Annotated in this window: 15 protein-coding genes and 3 pseudogenes; 9 read left to right on the forward strand and 9 right to left on the reverse strand. The window is 73.2% G+C overall.

The window, feature by feature from the left end; translation table 11 throughout:
- Positions 1 to 54: 54 nt before the first annotated feature.
- The gene (locus BM536_RS02155) at positions 55 to 1,809 is read right to left on the reverse strand and encodes an ABC transporter ATP-binding protein (protein WP_094102428.1); all 1,755 of its coding nucleotides are present in this window, start codon (positions 1,807 to 1,809) and stop codon (positions 55 to 57) included.
- A 172-nt stretch (positions 1,810 to 1,981) separates the two neighbouring features.
- Between BM536_RS02155 and BM536_RS02160 the strand changes: the two genes are divergently transcribed.
- From BM536_RS02160 to BM536_RS02180, 5 genes are all read left to right on the forward strand, one after another.
- Complete coding sequence (locus BM536_RS02160) at positions 1,982 to 3,070, forward strand: S-(hydroxymethyl)mycothiol dehydrogenase (protein ID WP_073493693.1); 1,089 nt, start codon at positions 1,982 to 1,984, stop codon at positions 3,068 to 3,070.
- On the forward strand, positions 3,070 to 3,699 hold the full coding sequence (locus BM536_RS02165) for an MBL fold metallo-hydrolase (RefSeq protein ID WP_073493678.1): 630 nt from the start codon (positions 3,070 to 3,072) through the stop codon (positions 3,697 to 3,699). The genes BM536_RS02160 and BM536_RS02165 overlap by 1 nt, the downstream gene beginning before the upstream one ends.
- 192 nt (positions 3,700 to 3,891) lie before the next feature.
- Positions 3,892 to 4,824, forward strand: coding sequence for an SDR family oxidoreductase (locus BM536_RS02170; protein ID WP_073493676.1), 933 nt, complete (start codon positions 3,892 to 3,894; stop codon positions 4,822 to 4,824).
- 179 nt (positions 4,825 to 5,003) lie between these two features.
- The gene (locus BM536_RS02175) at positions 5,004 to 5,699 is read left to right on the forward strand and encodes a L,D-transpeptidase (RefSeq protein WP_073493674.1); all 696 of its coding nucleotides are present in this window, start codon (positions 5,004 to 5,006) and stop codon (positions 5,697 to 5,699) included.
- A gap of 119 nt (positions 5,700 to 5,818) precedes the next feature.
- Positions 5,819 to 5,992 carry a hypothetical protein gene (locus BM536_RS02180; protein ID WP_094102429.1) on the forward strand — a complete coding sequence of 58 codons (174 nt, stop codon included), beginning with the start codon at positions 5,819 to 5,821 and terminating at the stop codon, positions 5,990 to 5,992.
- 122 nt (positions 5,993 to 6,114) lie between these two features.
- On the opposite strand, the gene BM536_RS02185 is transcribed toward BM536_RS02180, so the two are convergent.
- A complete protein-coding gene (locus tag BM536_RS02185; RefSeq protein ID WP_094102430.1) occupies positions 6,115 to 7,515 on the reverse strand; it encodes a S1 family peptidase in 1,401 nt (466 codons plus the stop codon).
- A 118-nt stretch (positions 7,516 to 7,633) separates the two neighbouring features.
- On the reverse strand, positions 7,634 to 8,464 hold the full coding sequence (locus tag BM536_RS02190) for an SAM-dependent methyltransferase (RefSeq protein WP_073493672.1): 831 nt from the start codon (positions 8,462 to 8,464) through the stop codon (positions 7,634 to 7,636).
- A gap of 170 nt (positions 8,465 to 8,634) precedes the next feature.
- Between BM536_RS02190 and BM536_RS02195 the strand changes: the two genes are divergently transcribed.
- Positions 8,635 to 9,813 carry a MalY/PatB family protein gene (locus tag BM536_RS02195; RefSeq protein WP_094102431.1) on the forward strand — a complete coding sequence of 393 codons (1,179 nt, stop codon included), beginning with the start codon at positions 8,635 to 8,637 and terminating at the stop codon, positions 9,811 to 9,813.
- 29 nt (positions 9,814 to 9,842) lie between these two features.
- Positions 9,843 to 10,223, forward strand: a complete 381-nt coding sequence (locus BM536_RS02200; RefSeq protein WP_073493670.1) for a PPOX class F420-dependent oxidoreductase — start codon at positions 9,843 to 9,845, stop codon at positions 10,221 to 10,223.
- Between the two features lie 72 nt (positions 10,224 to 10,295).
- Here BM536_RS02200 and BM536_RS02205 read toward each other — a convergent pair.
- The 4 genes and pseudogenes from BM536_RS02205 to BM536_RS02220 all read right to left on the reverse strand — a co-directional run bounded on the left by BM536_RS02205 (position 10,296) and on the right by BM536_RS02220 (position 15,682).
- Positions 10,296 to 13,101 (reverse strand): annotated as a pseudogene (locus BM536_RS02205) (alpha/beta hydrolase family protein).
- 210 nt (positions 13,102 to 13,311) lie between these two features.
- The gene (locus BM536_RS02210) at positions 13,312 to 13,728 is read right to left on the reverse strand and encodes a Zn-ribbon domain-containing OB-fold protein (protein WP_073493691.1); all 417 of its coding nucleotides are present in this window, start codon (positions 13,726 to 13,728) and stop codon (positions 13,312 to 13,314) included.
- A gap of 267 nt (positions 13,729 to 13,995) precedes the next feature.
- The gene (locus BM536_RS02215; protein WP_211362812.1) at positions 13,996 to 14,685 is read right to left on the reverse strand and encodes a TetR family transcriptional regulator; all 690 of its coding nucleotides are present in this window, start codon (positions 14,683 to 14,685) and stop codon (positions 13,996 to 13,998) included.
- Positions 14,686 to 14,833: 148 nt separating this feature from the next.
- Positions 14,834 to 15,682, reverse strand: coding sequence for a bifunctional methylenetetrahydrofolate dehydrogenase/methenyltetrahydrofolate cyclohydrolase (locus tag BM536_RS02220; RefSeq protein WP_073493668.1), 849 nt, complete (start codon positions 15,680 to 15,682; stop codon positions 14,834 to 14,836).
- Between the two features lie 234 nt (positions 15,683 to 15,916).
- Between BM536_RS02220 and BM536_RS02225 the strand changes: the two genes are divergently transcribed.
- Both BM536_RS02225 and BM536_RS02230 read left to right on the forward strand, forming a co-directional pair.
- Positions 15,917 to 16,744: an ATP-grasp domain-containing protein gene (locus BM536_RS02225; RefSeq protein WP_073493666.1), complete on the forward strand. Its 828-nt coding sequence runs from the start codon at positions 15,917 to 15,919 to the stop codon at positions 16,742 to 16,744.
- 68 nt (positions 16,745 to 16,812) lie between these two features.
- A pseudogene (locus tag BM536_RS02230) lies at positions 16,813 to 17,430 on the forward strand (peptidoglycan-binding domain-containing protein); the annotation flags it as partial.
- 18 nt (positions 17,431 to 17,448) lie between these two features.
- Here the strand turns inward: BM536_RS02230 and BM536_RS02235 are convergent.
- Together BM536_RS02235 and BM536_RS02240 are read right to left on the reverse strand one after the other, a co-directional pair.
- Positions 17,449 to 19,841: pseudogene (locus tag BM536_RS02235) on the reverse strand (SpoIIE family protein phosphatase).
- A gap of 100 nt (positions 19,842 to 19,941) precedes the next feature.
- Positions 19,942 to 20,322 carry a hypothetical protein gene (locus BM536_RS02240; RefSeq protein WP_211362806.1) on the reverse strand — a complete coding sequence of 127 codons (381 nt, stop codon included), beginning with the start codon at positions 20,320 to 20,322 and terminating at the stop codon, positions 19,942 to 19,944.
- Positions 20,323 to 20,465: the final 143 nt, after the last annotated feature.

The raw sequence follows: 20,465 nt of genomic DNA on the forward strand, positions 1-20,465 counted from the left end.
GTTCCCGTGTCCCGTGTGGGGGCCGCCCGGAGTCCGGGTGGCCCCCACCGGCGTTCAGCCCGCCGTCGCCAGGAACTGCGTCGCCGCCAGCTCGGCGTAGAGCGGGTCGGCCGCCACCAGCTCACGGTGCGTGCCCACCGCCCGGACCTGACCGGCCTCCATGACGACGATGCGGTCGGCGGAGGTGACCGTCGACAGCCGGTGCGCGACCACGAGCACGGTCGTCGTCCGGGCCACGTCCGTGACGGTGTCGCGCAGCGCGGCCTCGTTCACCGCGTCCAGCTGGGAGGTCGCCTCGTCCAGGAGCAGCAGCCGCGGGTTGCGCAGCAGGGCGCGCGCGATCGCCACCCGCTGGCGCTCCCCGCCGGACAGCTTGGTCCCCCGGTGCCCGACCAGTGTGTCGAGACCGTCCGGCAGACCGCCGACGAACGTGTCGAGCCGGGTCGTCCTCAGCACCCGCCGCACGGTGTCGTCGTCGGCCTCCGCGTTCCCCAGCAGCAGGTTGTCGCGCAGGGTCCCCGACAGCACGGGGGCGTCCTGCTCGACATAGCCGATGGCGGACCGCAGCCGGCCCAGCTCCCAGTCCGGCAGCGGACGGCCGTCGAGGGTGATGGTCCCGGAGTCGGGGTCGTAGAACCGCTCGATCAGCGAGAACACCGTGGTCTTGCCGGCCCCGGACGGGCCCACGAACGCGGTCATGCCGCGCGCCGGGACGTCGAACGTCACCCCGTGATGGACGTACGGCAGATCGTCGGCGTACCGGAAGCGGACGTCGGTGAAGGCCAGCGAGGCCGGTTCGGCCGTCGCTGCGGGCAGGGGCGCGGGGCCGGATGCCGGCTCGGCGGGCAGCAGCAGCGTCTCCTGGATGCGGCTCAGCGCCGCCGAGCCCGTCCGGTACTGCACGACCGCGCCGATGACCTGCTGGATCGGCGACATCAGATAGAAGACGTACAGCAGGAACGCCACCAGCGTCGCGATGTCGATCGCGCCCGTGGCGACCCGAGCGCCGCCCACCGCCAGCACCGTGATGAACGCGGTCTGCATCGCCAGCCCGGCCGTGTTGCCCGCCGCCGCCGACCACTTGGCGGCCGACACGCTCTGCCGCCAGGAGTCCTCCGCCGCCGCGTGCAGCGCCTTCTCCTCACGGTCCTCGGCGCCCGCCGCCTTCACCGTGCGCAGCGCGCCCAGCACCCGCTCCAGCGAGGCGCCCATCACCCCGACCGCGTCCTGCGCCCGGCGGCTGGCCCGGTTGATGCGCGGCACGATCACCCCGATGACCGTGCCCGCGACCAGGATCACCGCCAGGGTGACCCCGAGCAGCACCGGGTCCACCACGCCCATCAGCACCACCGTCGCGACGAGGGTGAGCCCGCCGGTGCCGAGGCCGACCAGCGAGTCGGTGGTCACCTCCCGCAGCAGGGTCGTGTCCGAGGTGATGCGGGCCATCAGGTCACCGGGCTCGCTGCGGTCCACCGCCGCGATCCGCAGCCGCAGCAGGTACGACGACAGCGCCTTGCGCGCGCCCAGCACCACCGACTCGGCCGTGCGCCGCAGCACGTACGAACCCAGCGCGCCCACCGCCGCGTTGGAGACGACCAGGGCCGACAGCAGCACCAACGCGCCGGTGATCGCCCGGTCGTGGGACAGGTCGTCGATCAACCCCCGCGCCACCAGCGGCAGCAGCAGGCCGGTCGCCCCGGTGACCAGCGAGAGCAGCGCTCCCGCCAGCAGGGTCCAGCGGTGCGGTCTCACGTATCCGAGCAGCTGCCGCCACGGGGGCTGGACGGCGGCCGTCTCTGCGATGCTCACGAGGCTCCTCGATACCGGTCGGCTTGCGCCGTTCAGGCTACGTCGACGCCCGCGGGCCCCGGCCGGGGGACCGCGTTCGTGCCGGTGACCTGGCTCGATGTACGTCCGCTACCGATCGGTCACGCGTAGGGTCGAAGACGGACGGTCGGCCGCCGACGAAAGGAACAGCACCATGGCGCAGGAAGTGCGCGGAGTGATCGCACCGGGGAAGAACGAACCGGTGCGGGTGGAGACGGTTCTCGTGCCGGACCCCGGACCCGGGGAAGCCGTGGTGAAGATCCAGGCCTGCGGGGTGTGTCACACCGACCTGCACTACAAGCAGGGCGGGATCAACGACGACTTCCCCTTCCTGCTGGGCCACGAGGCGGCCGGCGTCGTGGAGTCGGTCGGCGCGGGCGTCACCGACGTGGCCCCCGGCGACTTCGTCATCCTGAACTGGCGGGCCGTCTGCGGCCAGTGCCGGGCCTGTCTGCGCGGACGCCCCTGGTACTGCTTCGACACCCACAACGCGCAGCAGAAGATGACGCTCGCCTCGACGGGGCAGGAGCTGTCCCCGGCGCTGGGCATCGGGGCCTTCGCGGAGAAGACGCTGGTCGCGGCCGGTCAGTGCACGAAGGTCGACCCGTCCGTCTCGGCGGCGGTCGCCGGACTGCTGGGCTGCGGCGTGATGGCCGGCATCGGCGCGGCGATCAACACGGGCAACGTCGGCCGCGGTGACACCGTCGCCGTCATCGGCTGCGGCGGCGTCGGCGACGCGGCGATCGCCGGGGCCGGCCTCGCGGGGGCCGCGAAGATCATCGCCGTCGACATCGACGACCGCAAGCTCGCCACCGCGCGGACGATGGGAGCCACCCACACGGTCAACTCCAAGGAGACCGACCCGGTCGAGGCGATCCGCGAGCTGACCGGCGGCTTCGGCGCGGACGTGGTGATCGAGGCGGTCGGCCGCCCGGAGACGTACAAGCAGGCCTTCTACGCCCGCGACCTGGCCGGCACGGTCGTGCTGGTGGGTGTGCCCACGCCGGAGATGAAGCTGGAACTGCCGCTGCTGGACGTCTTCGGACGCGGTGGCGCGCTGAAGTCCTCCTGGTACGGCGACTGCCTGCCCTCCCGCGACTTCCCCATGCTGATCGACCTGCATCTGCAAGGCCGCCTGGATCTCGGCGCGTTCGTCTCCGAGACCATCCAGCTCGACGAGGTGGAGAAGGCCTTCGAGCGGATGCACCACGGCGACGTGCTGCGCTCGGTGGTGGTGCTGTGATGGCCGCCGGCATCGAACGCCTCGTCACCTCCGGTCAGTTCAGCCTCGACGGCGGCACCTGGGACGTCGACAACAACGTCTGGATCATCGGCGACGACCACGAGGCCGTCGTCATCGACGCCGCCCACGACGCCGACGCCATCCTCGCCGCCCTCGGGGACCGCCGGCTGACCGCCATCGTGTGCACCCACGCCCACAACGACCACATCGGTGCCGCTCCCGCCCTCGCCGACGCGACCGGCGCCACCATCTGGCTGCACCCCGACGACCTGCCCCTGTGGAGGACGACCCACCCCGACCGCGAGCCCGACGCCCGCCTGGCCGACGGCCAGGTCATCGAGGCCGCCGGCGCCGACCTCACCGTGCTGCACACGCCCGGTCACGCGCCCGGCGCGGTCTGCCTGTACGAGCCGGGGCTCGGCGTGCTGTTCACCGGCGACACCCTCTTCCAGGGCGGGCCCGGCGCCACCGGCCGCTCCTACTCCCACTTCCCGACCATCATCGACTCCATCCGCGACCGCCTCCTGACCCTCCCGCCCGAGACGAAGGTCCTCACCGGCCACGGCGACCCGACCACCATCGGCGCGGAGGCCCCCCACCTCCAGGAGTGGATCACGCGGGGCCACTGACCGGCGCCGCCGCACCGGCATCTGTCCGTCGGCCGGGTGACGCCGCAGGAAAGGGCGACCCGCCGGAGCAACGACCCGCCGGACGTACGACCGCGGCGGAAGAGTGACCTCGCCGGAAAAGGTGACAGAAGATGTCCGGCTTCCGCGTGATCCTCGGTGAAGGCATCGAAGGAACACCACAGGAGGTCGCACATGTCCGGTCCGTCGGCGAAAGACGCCGCGCTGGAAGGCAGGGTCGCCCTGGTCGCCGGGGCGACCCGGGGAGCGGGGCGGGGCATCGCCGTGGAGCTGGGTGCGGCCGGGGCGACCGTCTACGTCACCGGCCGCACCACCCGCTCCCGCCGCTCCGAGTACGACCGCCCCGAGACGATCGAGGACACCGCCGACCTGGTCACCGAGGCGGGCGGCCACGGTATCGCCGTACCCACCGACCACCTCGAACCCGCCCAGGTCCGCGCGCTCGTCGACCGGATCGCCGACGAACAGGGCCGGCTCGACGTCCTCGTCAACGACATCTGGGGCGGCGAGAACCTCTTCGAGTGGGACACCCCCGTCTGGGAGCACGACCTCGACAAGGGCCTGCGGCTGCTGCGGCTCGCCGTCGAGACCCACGCGATCACCAGCCACCACGCCCTGCCGCTCCTGCTGCGCCGCCCGGGCGGCCTGGTCGTCGAGGTCACCGACGGCACCGCCGAGTACAACCGCGACACCTACCGCGTGAACTTCTTCTACGACCTCGCCAAGTCGTCCGTCCTGCGGATGGCCTTCGCCCTCGCCCACGAACTCGGCCCGCACGGCGCCACCGCCCTCGCGCTCACCCCCGGCTGGCTGCGCTCCGAAATCATGCTCGGCCACTTCGGGGTGCGTGAGGACAACTGGCGCGACGCCCTCGACAAGGTCCCGCACTTCGCCATCTCCGAGACGCCCCGCTATGTCGGCCGTGCCGTGGCGGCCCTCGCCGCCGATCCCGAAGTGGCCCGCTTCAACGGGCAGTCGCTGTCCAGCGGCGGTCTCGCCCCCGAGTACGGCTTCACCGACCTCGACGGCAGCCGCCCCGACGCCTGGCGCTACCTCGTGGAGGTCCAGGACGCGGGGAAACCGGCGGACACGACGGGGTACCGCTGAGCCGGCGCCTGCCGCACCCGCGCCGGCGCTCCCGCCGGTGTTCCGCCCCGCCGGGACCGGACCCTCGGAGAAGTTCACCGTTTCGTCACAGTACGGGCCGCGCTACAACCGAAGCGCCGGGAGACGGGTCTAGTTGGTCGAGTCGCCGGAATCGGGCCAGGGAGAGGGCAGTGGCAGTCATGGGGGACATACGCAGACGAGGAGCCGTCGTGCTCGGGGTCACGGGGCTGATCGCGCCGCTGACGCTCGCGCTGGGCGCGGCGCCCGCACAGGCCGCGAGCTGCACCACGCAGGCCGGGCCGTACCAGAAGCAGGTCGAGAAGTTCCTCGGCCGGCCGGTCGACGGCAGGCAGTCGTCGACCGACTGCAAGGCCATCCAGGCCTTCCAGAACAAGCACGGCATCAGGCCGAACATCGGCTACGCGGGGCCCGTCACCTGGGGTGTGATGGATCTCATGAACAAGCAGAAGGCGGTGGGCAGCAAGCCCAACAAGGCCGGCAAGTGCCCGACCAACAAGGGCCGCATCGCCTGCGTCAACCTCACGCTCCAGATCAGCTGGATCCAGGACGGCAGCCGCCTCGTCTACGGGCCGGTCCCGGTCCGCACCGGACGCGACGGCTACGAGACCCGCACCGGCCTGAAGAAGGTCTACTGGCGCAACATCGACCACGTGTCGAGCATCTACGACGTGCCGATGCCGTACAGCCAGTTCTTCGACGGCGGCCAGGCGTTCCACTCGGCGGGGGTCAGCATGTGGAACCCGCCCGGTTCGCGCGGCTGCGTCAACATGACGAAGACCGCCGCGAAGAAGTACTGGTCCCTGCTGAAGACCGGCGACGACGTCTTCGTGTACGGCCGCAAGCCGGGCACCTGACAGGGAGCCGGACGAGCGGATACGGGCAAACGGACGTGATCAGTGACACGTCCGTATTGTCCGTTTAGGACGTCTTTTACTCACGTCGCCTTCACCCCAGGCCCCGTAAGATTCACACCATGTCCACCACTGTTGAACCCCTCTCCGAGCGATCGGCCGCGGAGGTCAACGAGGAGATCCGGGCCCTGTGGCTCCGGTCGGGCGGGACACTGACGGGCGAGCAGCGCGAGGAGTACCGGCGGCTCGTCCTGGAGTGGGCCGCCGTGGCCCCGCAGTCGGCCGAGGCGGCCTGACAGCCGTCCGGCCGCGGGGCCTTCCGCCTCGCTGCTCCGCCTCCGCCTCCGCAACTCCGTCCGGGCACCCCGCGTGGGTGCCCTTCTCGTTGTCCGGCGACGCCACCGTGTCCGGCGTCACCTCACCCCCAGGTCGCCGAGTAGTGCCGCTGGTACGCCTTGCGGTCCTGTTCCGCCCGGATGTACCGGGTCGCCACCAGCGCGACCAGACTGCCCGCGATCACCAGCAGGCCGGGGCCGATGTTGCGCGGATCGGTGAGCCGCGCCACCAGTGACACGGTGCCCGTGCCGCCCGTCACCGGTGTCGTCGAGCCCGGCGTGACCGAACCCGGGGCCACCGCCGCCTGCGTCGGCGACGACGACGGCTGGGGGGCGCCCTCGGACGGTGCGGGCGAGGCGCCGTTCCCCGCCGCGTCGGAGGGCGCCGCCACGATCAGCTGCACCCCGAGCTGCGCCAGCGCCTTCGTCACCGGCTGGAAGAACGTCGTGCCGCCCGTCGTGCAGTCACCGCTGCCGCCCGAGGTGACGCCGAGTGCGACGCCCTCGGAGAACATCGGGCCGCCACTGTCGCCGGACTCGGCGCACACGTTCGTCTCGATCAGGCCCGAGACGGTGCCCTCCGGGTAGTTGACCGTCGCGTCGAGGCCGGTCACCTCGCCGTCGCGCAGCCCGGTGGTGCTGCCACTGCGGAACACCCGCTGTCCCACGGCCGCGTCGCCCACCCCCGTGATCCGCACGCCGTTGCCGTCGCCGATGGCCACGATGTCCGCCCCCGCGCCGGCCTTCCCGCCGGCGTACTGCACGAGCGAGAAGTCGGAGCCGGGGAACGTGGAGTTGACCGTCTCGCCCACCTGCTGGGCGCCCTGGTTGTCGGCGAACCAGCTGGACCCGGTGGGCCCGCAGTGTCCGGCGGTGAGGATGAAGTCGTTCGATCCGTTGGTCACGTTGAAGCCGGCCGAACAGCGCCCGCCGGTCGACAGGATGGGCTGGGCGCCGTTGAGCCGGGTGGTGAAGGTGCCCTCGGTGCGCTCCATGCGGACGAAACTGCCGATGCCCGACGCCACGTCCGTCATCCGCCCCCAGTCGGAGGCCGACACCGTGCTGTCGCCGCGCACCACGACCTGGTTGGACTTGTAGTCCATCACCCAGGCGGTCCCGGCCACCCGGGGCGCCGAACGCAGCGCCGCCGCGGCCGACTTCAGCTCGTTCAGGCTGTGCCCGACGACCTTCGCCTCGGCGCCCGCCGCACGGACCGTCGCGGCCGAGTCCTCGTCGGTGACCGCGACCACCGGCCGGCCCTCCGCGTCGACCCAGGAGCCCGCCGTCCGGGCGGTGCCGAGCCGCTTCACCAGGTCCGCGCCGGTGCTCGCGACGGACTGCGCCGCACCACCCGGCACGGTCGTGGTGGCGGGCGGCACACTCGCCATGGCGGCCTGCGTGACCATGACGCCCCCGAGGAGGAGCCCGCCGACGGCCGCCAGCCGTGTCGCTCGCCGGACGGTCCGTCGTCGTACGTGCCTCATGCATGGCTCCCGAAACAGCGAACACGCGGTCCCAACACCGCGGGGTCCTCCCGTCGTTGAGAACCCTCACTCCCTTACGTGCCGGGACCCGGCCGCGTTCAGCCCGGAAACGGTCACCTCACGGCTTGCGGGCCACCCCGCCGAACATGGCGACCTCCTCCGGCTCCGCCCCGTCGCCGTCCTCCGGGCGCCAGCGCGAGCAGGACAGCACGCCCGGCTCCAGCAGTTCCAGACCGTCGAAGAACCGGGCCACGTCCTCGGGCGTGCGCTGGGTCAGTTTCGGCGTGCCGTGCTCGTTCCAGAACTTCACGGCCTCGTCCACGTCCGGCATCGACGGGCTGGTGACGGTGTGCGACAGCACCAGGTGGCTGCCCGCCGGCAGCCTGTCGACCAGCCGGCGCACCAGGGAGTACGGGTCCTCGTCGTCGCCGACGAAGATGACCACGCCGAGCAGGATCAGCGCCACCGGCTTGCTGAGGTCCAGGGTCTTCGCGGCGTGTTCCAGGATCGCGTCGACGTTGCGCAGGTCCTCGTCGAGATAGTCGGTGCGGCCCTCGGGCGAGCTGGTGAGCAGGGCACGGGCGTGCGCCAGGACCAGCGGGTCGTTGTCGACGTAGACGATCCGGGCTTCCGGGGCGGCGGCCTGGGCGACCTCGTGGGTGTTGTCCGCGGTGGGCAGACCGGTGCCGATGTCGAGGAACTGGCGTATCCCGACCTCGTGGACCAGGTGGCGCACGGCGCGGCCCAGGAAGAGACGGTCGGCGCGGGCGTACTCGCCGATGCCCGGGTGCAGCCGGCGGATCTGGTCGCCGGCCACGCGGTCGACCTCGTAGTTGTCCTTGCCGCCCAGCCAGTAGTTCCAGATGCGGGCGGTGTGCGGCTGGTTGGTGTTGATGCGGTCGCGCAGTGACTGCGCCGCCTGGTCCACGGCCGGCGGGTTCTCGGACACGGATCTGCTCCTGGGATGCCTGGTGCGTGCGGTGTTTCGGGTCAAGGAGCAATCTAGACCGGTGAGTTGATCTCCGTGCGCGGTCCCGGGCTTTCCGCGGCCCCCGCAAGGCCCGCCGACGGCCCGTCCGGGTCGTCCCGGCTCACGCCACGGCCCCCTATCTTGGGCCCATGACCAGGATCCCGCACGAATCGTCCGGTGAACCGAATCCGCTGCGCGCCCTCACGCTCGACCGCCTCCGACGCCGTACGAGCATGAAGTGGCGCACCTACCCCGACGACGTCCTGCCGCTGTGGGTCGCCGAGATGGACGTCCCGCTCGCCGAGCCCGTCGTCCGGGCGGTCGGTGACGCGCTCGCCCTGGGCGACACCGGCTATGCCGCCGGCACCGGTTACGCGGAGGCGCTGGCCGCGTTCGCCGCCGAGCGGTGGGGGTGGCACGGCCTCGCGGTCGAGCGGACGGCGATCGTGCCCGACGTGATGCTGGGCGTCGTCGAGATGCTCAGGCTCGTGACCGGGCCCGGCGACCCGGTCGTCGTCAACCCGCCGGTGTACCCGCCGTTCTTCCCGTTCGTCGAGCACCTGGACCGGCGGATCGCCGAGGCGCCGCTCGGCGCGGACGGGCGGCTCGACCTCGACGTGCTGGAGGCGGCCTACCGGCGGGCCGTGGCGGGCGGCGGGCGCGCCGCGCACCTGCTGTGCAGCCCGCACAACCCGACCGGCACGGTCCACACCGCCGGGGAACTCGCCGCCGTGGCCGCCCTCGCCGACCGGTACGGCGTCCGCGTGGTCGCCGACGAGATCCACGCCCCGCTCACGGCCGGCGGCGTCGACTTCGTGCCGTACCTGAGCGTGCCCGGCGCGGACAGCGGCCTGTCGCTGATGTCGGCGTCGAAGGCGTGGAACCTGGCCGGGCTCAAGGCCGCCCTCGCCGTCGCGGGGCCCGCGGCCGAGGCAGACCTGGCCCTGCTGCCGGAGGAGGTCGGCGACGGCCCGAGCCACGTCGGCGTGATCGCCCACACCGCCGCCCTGCGCGACGGGGCCGCCTGGCTGGACGCGCTGCTCGGCGGCCTCGACGACAACCGGCGCCTGCTCGCCGCTCTCCTCGCCGACGAACTGCCCGGCGTCGTGCACCGGCCGGGTGAGGCGACGTATCTGGCCTGGCTGGACTGCCGGGCGCTGGACCTCGGCGACGACCCGGCCCGGGTCTTCCTGGAGCGGGGCCGGGTCGCCCTCAGCCCCGGCCCGCAGTTCGGCACGGGCGGCGCCGGCCACGTACGGCTGAATCTCGCGACCTCGCCGGAGATCCTCGCGGAGGCGGTGCGGAGGATGGCGTCCGCCCTGCGCTGACGCCGTCCACGCGTGCCTACACTGCGGGCATGGACGACAAGGCGCTCGACCGGCTCGGAGCAGGGAAGTATCTGCTGATCACCAGCTATCGGAAGAACGGGACCGGGGTCGCCACCCCCGTGTGGGTGGTGCGCGACGGGGACGCGCTCGGGGCCTGGTCGGCCGCCGACGCCTGGAAGGTGAAGCGGATCCGGGCCCGCGGGGACGTCATGGTCGGGCCGTGCGACGTCCGAGGCAACCCCACCGGCGAGCAGATCCCGGCCACCGCCGAGATCTGCGACGCGCGGACCACCGCCCGCTACCGCACGCTGATCGCCCGCAAGTACGGTGTCGTCGGCCGCCTCACGCTGCTCGGCAGCAGGCTCCGGCGGGGCCCGGCGGGGACGGTCGGCATCCGCGTGACCCTGTGAACGGACGAAGGGGCGGGGACCGTCCGGTCCCCGCCCCCTCACCGCACGGGTGCGGTCCACGACGCCGGGACGCTATGACGCGTCCGTCACCGTTCCCGTCAGGACGGGGTGGCCGGGTAGCGGCTCGGCCTCGTCGTCGGTGAGTGCCAGCCGCACCGACTCGACGGGCTCCGTCACCTGGTCCGCCACCGTCACCACGGAGAAGTCGGCGGTGGTGGTGCCGGCGGGGATGCCCATCCACGCCCACACGTCCGCCCCGGACAGCGGGCGCTCCGGATCGGGCAGGGCACCGGCGTGCTCCAGCAGCCACTGCGGGTCGACGTCCCTGGTGGACAGCTCGGCGCCCTCGGTGACCGGCATGACCAGCACCGGCTGCCAGAACACCACGTCGGCGGGCTCGGACAGGGAGATCCGCCAGGTCAGTGTCCCGCCCTCGGTCACCCGGTCCGTGACCGGGGTCAGGGTCACCTCGGGCGCGGGGTCGTCGTTCCGCGCGGTGACCCCGCCCCGGTAGGAGCCGATGACGGCGCCGCGCACGGCCTTGGCGAGGACGTCGTGCTGCTCGTCGTAGCCGAAGCGGGTGTCACCCTTCACCTCGACCGGTACGTCGACGGGGGTGGCGCCGGGCCGTACGGTGACGAGTCTGTCCACGGACTGGCCGGTGTCCGGGTCCAGGACGGAGAAGCGGACCGTGCCGCTGCCGTGTCCGGAGACCCGCACCGGGACGTGGTAGGTCCGGGTTCCGGAGTCGCCCTCCTCGACGGTGAGGCGGCCGATGTCGACGCGCGGCAGGGCCGCCGCCGTCACCGCCGGGGTGCCGGGCGCCCAGCCCCAGGCGTCCATCAGCCAGGCCTGCCCGGAGCCCGAACGGGGGGTGAGTTCCAGGGACTTGACGTGCTTGAGGTCGAGTCCGGCGCGGGTGGCCGCGGTGAGCGGGACGCGCACCTCGCGTGCCCAGTAGGAGGCGGTGCGCTCGCTGCCGGGCAGGCCGTCGACCGTGACGCGGCCGAGCCGGGCCCGGTGGCCGGCCGAGTCGGTGACGGAGACGTCCAGTGCGGTGCCGGTCGTGTTCGGCGGCACGAACACGCGCAGCGCCAGGCTCTTCGCGCCGTTGAGGGAGAGGGGCGCGGCCGGGCGGATTCGGGTCGCGGTGCCCGGTGCCGTCCAGTTCAGCGCGACCGCGCCGCGGCCGGCCTCCTTGTCGGTCTGCCACCACGCGAAGTGGGGCGACGATCCCGTGGTGTCGGGGGGCAGGCAGGCCTCGGCGGGGTCGGGGTCGATCGCCGCGCACAGCCTGCCGCCGGTCACCTTCACCCCGCGTCGGGCAGGAACCCGGCCGTGCGGCGGGCGCCGACGGCGTGGGTCAGCACCTGGGCCGGGCCCGCGGACGGGGCGCGGCGTCCCGAGCCGTCGAGCAGCGGGCGCACCCGGTCGCGCCGGCGACGAACAGCCGGGCCGCGGCCGCGATGTAGGTGGCACCGGCCTGGTGCTGCCGGTCGGCGGTCAGCCGGGTGGGGGCGCCCGCGGAGCACACCGGGTCGGGCTGCTCCGGGTCGTCCCAGAAGTCGTCGGAGGAGGGCGCCTCCGACAGGCCGGGCGTCCACTCCGAGTTGAAGTAGTTGTGGTTGGCGCCGACCACGTACACGGCGCTGTGCAGGGCGGTGCCGCGGCTGATACCGCGTGTGCCGTCGACGTACACCTCGCCCTGGAGGTCGGAGACGTCGCCGTCGCAGCCCGGCAGGATGGTCGCGGACGGCACGTCGGCCACCGGGTTCTGGCCGAAGATCGTCGGTCCGATGAGGACGGTGCCGCGGATCTTCCAGCGCACCGGGCCGCGGTAGCCGTCCTGGGCGGCCGGCGGCGGGTACAGGCTGTCCATGGCGGCGCGGTTGACGCCCTCGCCGCCGCGGGAGTGCCCGACGAGCAGGACGCGCGACAGGTCGGCCGGCGGGGCGTCGCGTACGGCCGCGGGGGCGCTGCCCGGACGGGCGGCCCAGCCGGCCCACCGCGCGAGGTGCTGCCGTACCAGTGAGGAGCGGGCCTGCGCGCCTCCGTCCTCGGCCTCCCAGTCCTGGCCGTTGACGCCGTTGGCGGAGATCGACACCGTCACATAGCCCTGGGAGGCCAGGAGTCGCTGGTCCTTCAGGTAGCCCTGGTGGCTCGGGATCGCCTTCAGGCCGGCCGGGCAGGGCCAGTCGCCGGTCACGTCGTCGCCGCCCGGCTTGTAGCAGGTGCCGTGCCGGCCGTGCAGGAAGAGCGCGAGAGGCCGTTTGCCGGTGGCGCCCCGGGGCGCCACGACCACGGCCTCCATCTCGACCGGCTGGGCGAAGCCGGGCAGTTTCACCGGGGCGAGGCCGTACTCACCGGTGACCGTGCGGTACGCGCCCGGCCGGCCGGGATCCACGGAGTTCGCCGGGAGCGCGGCCGGGGGCTCGGCGGCGGACAGCGCGTCGCGCCGTTTCCGCGCGGTGTCGCCGGCGGGCGCGTCCAACCGGCGTCCGCCCGCCAGGACCTGGAGGTCCTTCAGGGGCGTGTCGCCCACGGCGTCGAGGGACAGCCGGAACGTACGGCCGTCGTTCTCCGCCTTCGGGGCGCCGAGCAGCCGGTCGCCGGCGTGGAACTCCACGCGGGCGTCGCCCATGGGCACGGGCCGGGGCGAGCGCCACACCAGCAGGCGTTCGGCGCCCTCACCGCCGATTCTCCAGCCGGGCGGCAGGGCGCTGTCGAAGGACGTGGTCGACGGTCTTGTCTCGGACGGTTGCCGGGCTTGTGCCAGTCCCGTCTCGGACGGTTGCCGGGCTTGTGCCAGTCCCGGTGTTCCCGCCAGGGCCGCGAGTGCGGCCACGGCGGTGACACCTATTCGCCGGGCACGGATCAAGGGTCCACTCCTCAACGTTCGGAGCGCGGGAACCCCGTCCGTATCCGGAGCCCCTCGCGTCACGAAGGAAGCGAAAAGGGACCTGTGGGTTGCCTGTGGTGACGGATCCGTGGCGGATTCCGCCCGCTCAGGACAAGAATCCGGACAGCGGCAACTTCCCCTGCCACGCCCGGACTTGACCCGGCCGCAACGGAGGGCCGCCGGGCCGGGTCAGTGCCAGGCCCGGTACGGCTCGTCGATCAGCTGGAAGACCGGCTCGCCCCGCACCGGGTCCTTGGCCGTGGACAGCCGGACCCGGTCACCGCTGTGGATACCGATCAGCGGGCCCATCACCCGGCCGCGCACCACGAAGCCCTCGGCCATCTCGACCAGGGACACGTTGCGCGCGGAGGGGGTGTTGCGGTGCACCACCGTGGCGTGGCGGACGGTGCCCGTGCCCTCGCTGCGCTCCGTGCGCAGCTCGCTGCCCTGACAGACCGGACACAGCAGCCGGTGGTACATCGCGGTGCCGCAGTAGGTGCAGCGCTGGAAGAGGATCGCGTCCGTGTCCGTGGTGGCCCGGCGGTCGAGGAGACCCGCCGAGGAGCCCGCCGCCTGCTGAACGGCGCTTCCTGAGTGGTGGTACACGCTGGTCAACTCCCTGCACTTCGGCCGGAATCCCCCGTGCGCGGCTCACCCGGGCACAGGCGTGCTCGGTTCGCCGTGCCACCGTGCACGCCCACAGGTTATGGCACTCAGTGCCACCCGTAAAGGCACTGCGTACCCCCAATCTGCCGGGGTGACGCCGTATGGAACCGGGGGGGGGTGACGCCGTACGGAACCGGGCGGGCGGCGCCGGGCGGAACCAGGAGGCCACGCCGGGCAGAACCAGGAGGGCGACGCAGAACCGGCCGGCTACTCGCGTCCGAGGGTGGTCTCGATCTCCCGCACCACCCGCCACAGCGGCGCTCCCCGCCGTGACACGACCACCACCACGTCCTCGGGGTGCTCGGGGTCCTCGGCGGGGTGCTCCGGTGCCGGGGCGGCGGGCGGAGCGCCGAACGCGGACTGTACGTACCCGAGCGCGTGGTCCACCGTGGTGCTCGCGTCGCCCTTCCCGTCCGAACGCAGCCAGGAGCGCAGCGCGTTGTTGTGGGCGGCGACCACGGCGGCGGCGACCACGTCGGCCCGCAGACTCCCGTCGGGCCGGCCGGCGAAGCGGCCCCGGAGGTACTCGGCGAGGGCACGCTCGTAACGCCACACCACCGACAGCTCGTACGCCCGCAGTCCGGGCACCTGCTTGGTGAGGCGGTAACGCTGCACGGAGAAGGAGGGGTTCTCGGCGTACATCCCCAGCACGAGGCGGGCCGCGTCGCACACCCGGAGCACCGGCTCGTGCCCCTCGTCGCTCGCGGCGAGAAAGGCGGTCATATCGGCGAGGCAGCGCTCGTGGTCGGGGAAGACCACGTCCTCCTTGGAGGGGAAGTAGCGGAAGAAGGACCGCCGTCCCACCCCCGCGAGCGCCACGATGTCGTCGACGGTGGTCTGCTCGTAGCCGCGCTCCAGGAACAGCCGGAAGGCCGCCGCGACCAGGGCGTCCCGCATGGGCGGTTTGGTGCCGGCCGCCTCGGCGCTGTCACTGGAGCTCATGGCAGGGAACGTTACATCCGACCGGCGGCGATGGCACTCAGTTCCCTCGTGTGGGGAACTGAGTGCAGCGCGGGGGACTGGGTGCGGCCGCCGGGGGCACGGCTCAGAAGCGCTCGGCCGCCTCGACCACGTTGGTCAGCAGCATCGCCCGGGTCATCGGGCCCACCCCGCCGACCGGCGGCGCGAACGATCCCGCGACACCGCTCACGTCCGGGTGGACGTCCCCGAGGATGCCCTCGACGGTGCGGGTGAGGCCGACGGACAGCACGGTCGCGCCCGGCTTGATCCAGTCCGGCATGACCATGTGCGCGACACCGGCCGCGGCCACGACCACGTCCGCCACGCGCGCGTGCGCGGCGACGTCCTGCGTGGCCTCGTGGCACAGGGTCACGGTGGCGTGCTCGGAGCTGCGCGTCAGCATCAGGCCCAGCGGTCGGCCCACCGTGACTCCGCAGCCGATGACGCAGAACTGCTGGCCGGTGATGGCCACGTGGTTGCGGCGCAGCAGGTCGATGATGCCGCGCGGGGTGCAGGGCAGCGGCGCCGGTATGCCCAGCACCAGTCGGCCGAGGTTCGCCGGGTGCAGGCCGTCGGCGTCCTTGACCGGGTCGATCAGCTCCAGCACGGCGTGCGTGTCGATGTGCGCGGGCAGCGGGAGCTGCACGATGAACCCGGTGCACGCCGGGTCGGCGTTCAGCCGGAGCACCGCCGCCTCGACATCGGCCTGCGAGGCGGTGTCGGGCAGCTCGACGCGGATCGACGCGATGCCGACCTGGGCGCAGTCGCGGTGCTTGCCGCCGACGTAGGAGCGGCTGCCCGGATCGTCGCCGACGAGGATCGTGCCGAGCCCCGGCGTGCGGCCGTGCTCCTTCAACGCCTGCACGCGCAGGGCCAGTTCGCTCTTGATGTCGGCCGCTGCGGCCTTGCCGTCCAGGAGTGTTGCGGTGGTCACGGAGTCGCGAGCCCTTCGGGAGTGCAGAACACGTACGAGAGACGACGGGGAGAGACGACACTGTCCCGGACCGGTCGGACGATCCGATACCCGACCCCGTCATCGTACGTCCCGCCCGCCCCACGCCCGCCGCGCCCGGAACGCCGACGTACGCTGCCCGCACCGCGACCGCGACCGCCGTCGCTTCGCACCGCCTGCACCGCCCGCACCGCCCGCACCGTCGAGGAGTCCCGCATGTCCGCCGTCCGCCCCCGCCTCCTCTACGTCACCGACCTGGCCTACGAGGCCCGCGGGCGCCGCTACGGCGACGAGGACGTCTTCCTCACCTCCCGGCTGCGCGCCCACTTCGACCTCGCCCTGTGCCACCCGCTGGACGCGGCCGCGCTGATGGACGCCTTCGACGCCGTCGTCGTCCGCAACAGCGGACCCGTGCTCGGCTACCGCGAGGAGTACGAGGCCTTCCGCGAGCGCGCGCTGGGCGCCGGCACCCGCGTCTACAACCCGCTCACGGGCCGCGCCGACATGGCGGGCAAGCAGTACCTCCTCGACCTCACCGCGGCGGGCTTCCCGGTCATCCCCACCGTCGACCGCCCGGAGGACCTGCACCGGCTGCCCGCCGCCGACCGCTATGTGGTCAAGCCCAAACTGGGCGCCGACTCCATAGGCCTGCGGATCGTCGCCCCCGACGCCCTGCCGGCCCTGGCCGACGGCGCCACCCTGGTCCAGCCGTGCGTCGACTTCGCCCACGAGATCTCCTTCTACTTCGTCGACGACGACTTCCAGTACGCCCTGTACGCCCCGCACCCCGACCGCCGCTGGCAGCTGGAGCCCTACGAGGCCACCGCGCGGGACCTGGACTTCGCCCGCCGCTTCGTCGACTGGAACGGCCTCGCGCACGGCATCCAGCGGGTGGACGCCTGCCGCGCCCCGGACGGTGAGCTGCTGCTGGTGGAGCTGGAGGACCTCAACCCGTACCTGTCCCTGGACCTTCTGGACGACGGGACGCGGGACGCCTTCGTCACCGCCATGACCCGGTCGCTGCACCGCTTCCTCGCGGGCTGAACCGGGCCGCCCCCGCGCCCGTATCTCTCCCCGGGGACCCAGGGATCCTGGTACCGAGGGAGAGCAGCGTGCCGACAGCCGACGAGCCCGGAAAGCCGCACGAACGCCCGGTACTGGAACCCGTCCGGGTCCTCAGGCCGCGCAACACCGACGCCCTCGCGGAGTTGTTCCGCGAGCTGACCGAGAACGCCGAGGGCACCGAGGGCTACGAGGGCTACGAGAGCGTTCCCTTCCCGTCGGCCGAGGCGCGGACACAGGAACTCCCGCGGGTCCCGCCGGTGAAACGACCCTCTCGCGGTCCCGGACGCCGCCGGGGTGCCGTCGTCGCGGGCGCCGTGCTCGCGGCGGCGCTCCTCGGCTTCGGCTGCGCCCTCCTGCTGCCGGACGGCGACCGGGTGAGCGCCGCCCGGACCCTCCCGGCCGTCCCACCCGCCTCCACCGTGCCCCCGGCCGACCCCGACGGCTCCGGCACCCTCCGCGAGGGCGCCACCGGCCCCGAGGTCACCGACCTCCAGCAGCGCCTGCGGCGCATCCCGGACGTCTACGCCGACGGCGCCACCGACGGCCGCTACGACACCGTCCTCGCCGAGGCCGTGGCGCGCTTCCAGCTCTGGTACGGCATCCGCGGCGACGAGACCGGCGTCTACGGCGACGACACCCGCCGCGACCTGGAGTCGCGTACCGGCTGACGGGCGCCGCGTCGTCTACTGCGCCGGTTCCTCCCCCTCGACGGGCACCCGGATGTCCAGTACGCAGACGTCGTCGCGCCGCTCCGGCTCCAGCAGTGCGCCGAGCAGCCGGTCCAGCGGGGCCGAGCCGCCCGCGCCCGGCACCGCGGCGGCGCGGGCGAGGCGCTCCAGGCCGCAGTCGATGCTCTCCGGGGGCCTCTCGACCAGGCCGTCGGTGTAGAGGACCAGCCGGTCGCCGGGCGCGAGGCGGCACTCGGCCTCCTCGTAACGCGCGCTGTCGCCCGCGCCGAGCAGCATCCCGAAGGGCCGGTCGAGGTAGCGGGCCTTCCCGTCGCGCAGCAGCAGGGGCGGCGGGTGACCCGCCTGCGCCCACACCAGCCGCCGTTCGCGGGGGGTGTAGCGGGCCAGGACCATGGTCGCCGTGCCGTGCGGATCGCGGGAGTGCAGGAGCAGGGCGTTGAGCCGGACGAGCGCCCCGGTCAGCGACGAGCCGGTGATGATCATGCCCTTGGCCGTGAACCGCAGCAGTGCCATCGCGGCGACGGCGTCGATGCCGTGCCCGGCCACGTCGCCCACCACGAACAGGGCGTCGCCGTCGGGCAGTTCGATGGCGCTGAACCAGTCGCCGCCGACGTTGAGACCCGACTGGGCGGGCAGGTAGGCGATGTCGACCCGCAGTCCCGCCAGCCGCACGGGCTGCCTCGGCAGGGGGAGCAGCGCGTCCTGGAGCCTGGCCGCGACCGTGCGCTCGGCCTGGAGCACGCCGTGCTGGGTGAGGACGGCCCGTTCACTGGCGATCAGGGCGAGTTCGGCACTGCGCTGCGCGGTCACGTCCTGGACGAAGCCGTGCACCTCGACCGGGGTGCCCCGGTCGTCCGGCACGGCCTCGGCGACGGCCCGCAGATGCCGGATCCCTTCGCGGGTGACGAGCCGGAACGGCACGTCGCACGGCCGGCCCTGCCCCATCAGCTCGGCCACGGCACGGGCCACCGCGGGCTTGTCCTCGGGCAGTGCCAGGTCCGGCAGTTGCCCCAGCGGCACGGCGCCCTCCGCGGGGTCGCGGCCGAAGATGGCGAAGACCTGGGAGGACCAGTTCACCTCGCCGGTGAGCAGGTTCCAGTTCGCCCAGCCGAGGTTGCCCAGCCGCTGCACGTCCGCGAGGCGCTGCTCCTGCCGGTCCGAGGGATCGTGCCTGACCCAGTTGACGACCAGCCCGTCACCCAGCCGTGCCACCCGCGCCGAATAGGTGGACAGCTCGCTGATGCCGTCCACGAAGTGCTGCTGGGCGAACGGTTCGCTCTCGTACGGCCGTCCGGAGACCAGGGTGCCCAGGCAGCCCTTCCACAGTGGTTCCTCCGGCGTCATGGGCCAGCAATCGAGGAAGCGCATGCCGACCAGTTCCCGGCCGCTGCGGCCGAGGGCGTCGGCGGTGTCCGCGGTGGCGGCGTCGACGCGGAAGTCCTCGACGTCCCCGGACGGGCCGCGCAGGGGGGTGAGGAGGACCGCGGTTCCCGGCAGCCGGTCGAACACCGTCCGCAACGCGTCCGTGGCGGCGCCGACCGTGGGGTTCTGCCGGATGCCGGACATGCGCAGCACGCCCGCGCACAACCGGGCCGCGGCCAGCAGGTGTCGACGGACCTCGGCGGTGAACGGCCCCTCGTGGTGCCGGAATATGCCGACGACGACGTCGACCGACTGCCCCGTGGCCACCGGCAGCCAGGCGCGGGACATCCACTGGTCGGCGGGATTGCCGATCAGCAGATAGCGCTGCCGGTCCACGCGGATGTCCTCCAGCCAGCGCGCCTCGCCGGCGTCGAGGGCGTCCAGCGGGGCGATCCCGCTCACCGGCGGCACCCGGCTCCACTGCTGGACGAGCAGGTCGTCGACGCCCGCGTGCCCGACGAGTTCGAGGCCGCCGAAAGTCAGCCGGGCGAAGATCAGGACGGCGTCGGCCCCGACGTCCGGCGGGAGGTGGTCGAGCAGGCAGCGGGCGAGGTCCTGCGGTCGCCCACCCGGACCAGTGCACGGCCGAGGCGGGCGAGGTCCTCGCCGTCGGATCCCGCCGGGAGTGCGGCGGGCCGCGGTGGGCGGTGGGCGACCTCGTCGTCCGGGGGCTGCTGAGCGGCCGTGCGGCCCGGCGGGCCCAGGCCGCCGAGGGTGATCCAGCACTCCTCCAGGAGCGTCCGCCCGGCCTCCTTGGCGCGCTGCTGAAGTCCTTCGTGGGCGGCTTCGGGGGAGCAGCCGGTGCGGGCCATGACGGCCCCCTTGGCGCGCTCTTGGACCACCGAGGCGGCGGCCATGTCCTGGAGCCGGTCCAGTTCGGCGCGCTGGCGGGCGATGACCTTGGTCAGGGCGGCCAGGTCGGGTACGGCACCGGGCTCCGGGGCCCGGGCGGCTTCGCTCGTCACGTCTTGAGCATGGCACACCGGCCGCGGTCCGAGCACGGTCTTGCGTCATCGCTCCGGCCAGCGACGATCGAGGGTGCGGCGGTGGAGCGGAGGACGCCGTTCAGCGTCCGGGCCCGCTCTCCGCGAGGGCCTCGGTGACCGCGCGGACGCTGCGGGCGATGTGCTGGAGCTGCAGTACCTCGGCGGCGTACATCTTGATCGTGTGTTCGATGACGGACTCGGGCAGGCCGAGGCGGGGCAGGTCCGCGCGGGCGGTCTGCAGAGCGGTGCGGGCCACCCGGATCTCGTGCTGGACCTGGATCTGCGCATGGCGGGCGAGCAGTACCGGGTGGCGCAGCAGCGCGGGGTAGCTCGCGTAGCGCGCGGGCACCAGTTCGCGCAGCCACTTGGCAGCGGAGCGCTCCCAGTCGTAGCTGCCGGGGGTCTTGACCTGGCACGGCCAGTCCGGGCTGATGCGCGTCGTCGTCAGGGGCATGATCATCGCTTCCGGGTGTGTGTCGTCGTGACGGGTGGTCCGACGGTTCTGGGCGGCCCCGGTCCAGGGGATGACCGGGGCCACCGCGGGCTCGCTCCGGCGAAGCCCCGAGCACCCTCGGCGCCGACGCGGGTAGGGGACGGCGGCTT

The sequence above is a fragment of the Streptomyces phaeoluteigriseus genome (genome assembly GCF_001896135.2).
Lineage (GTDB): Bacteria > Actinomycetota > Actinomycetes > Streptomycetales > Streptomycetaceae > Streptomyces > Streptomyces phaeoluteigriseus.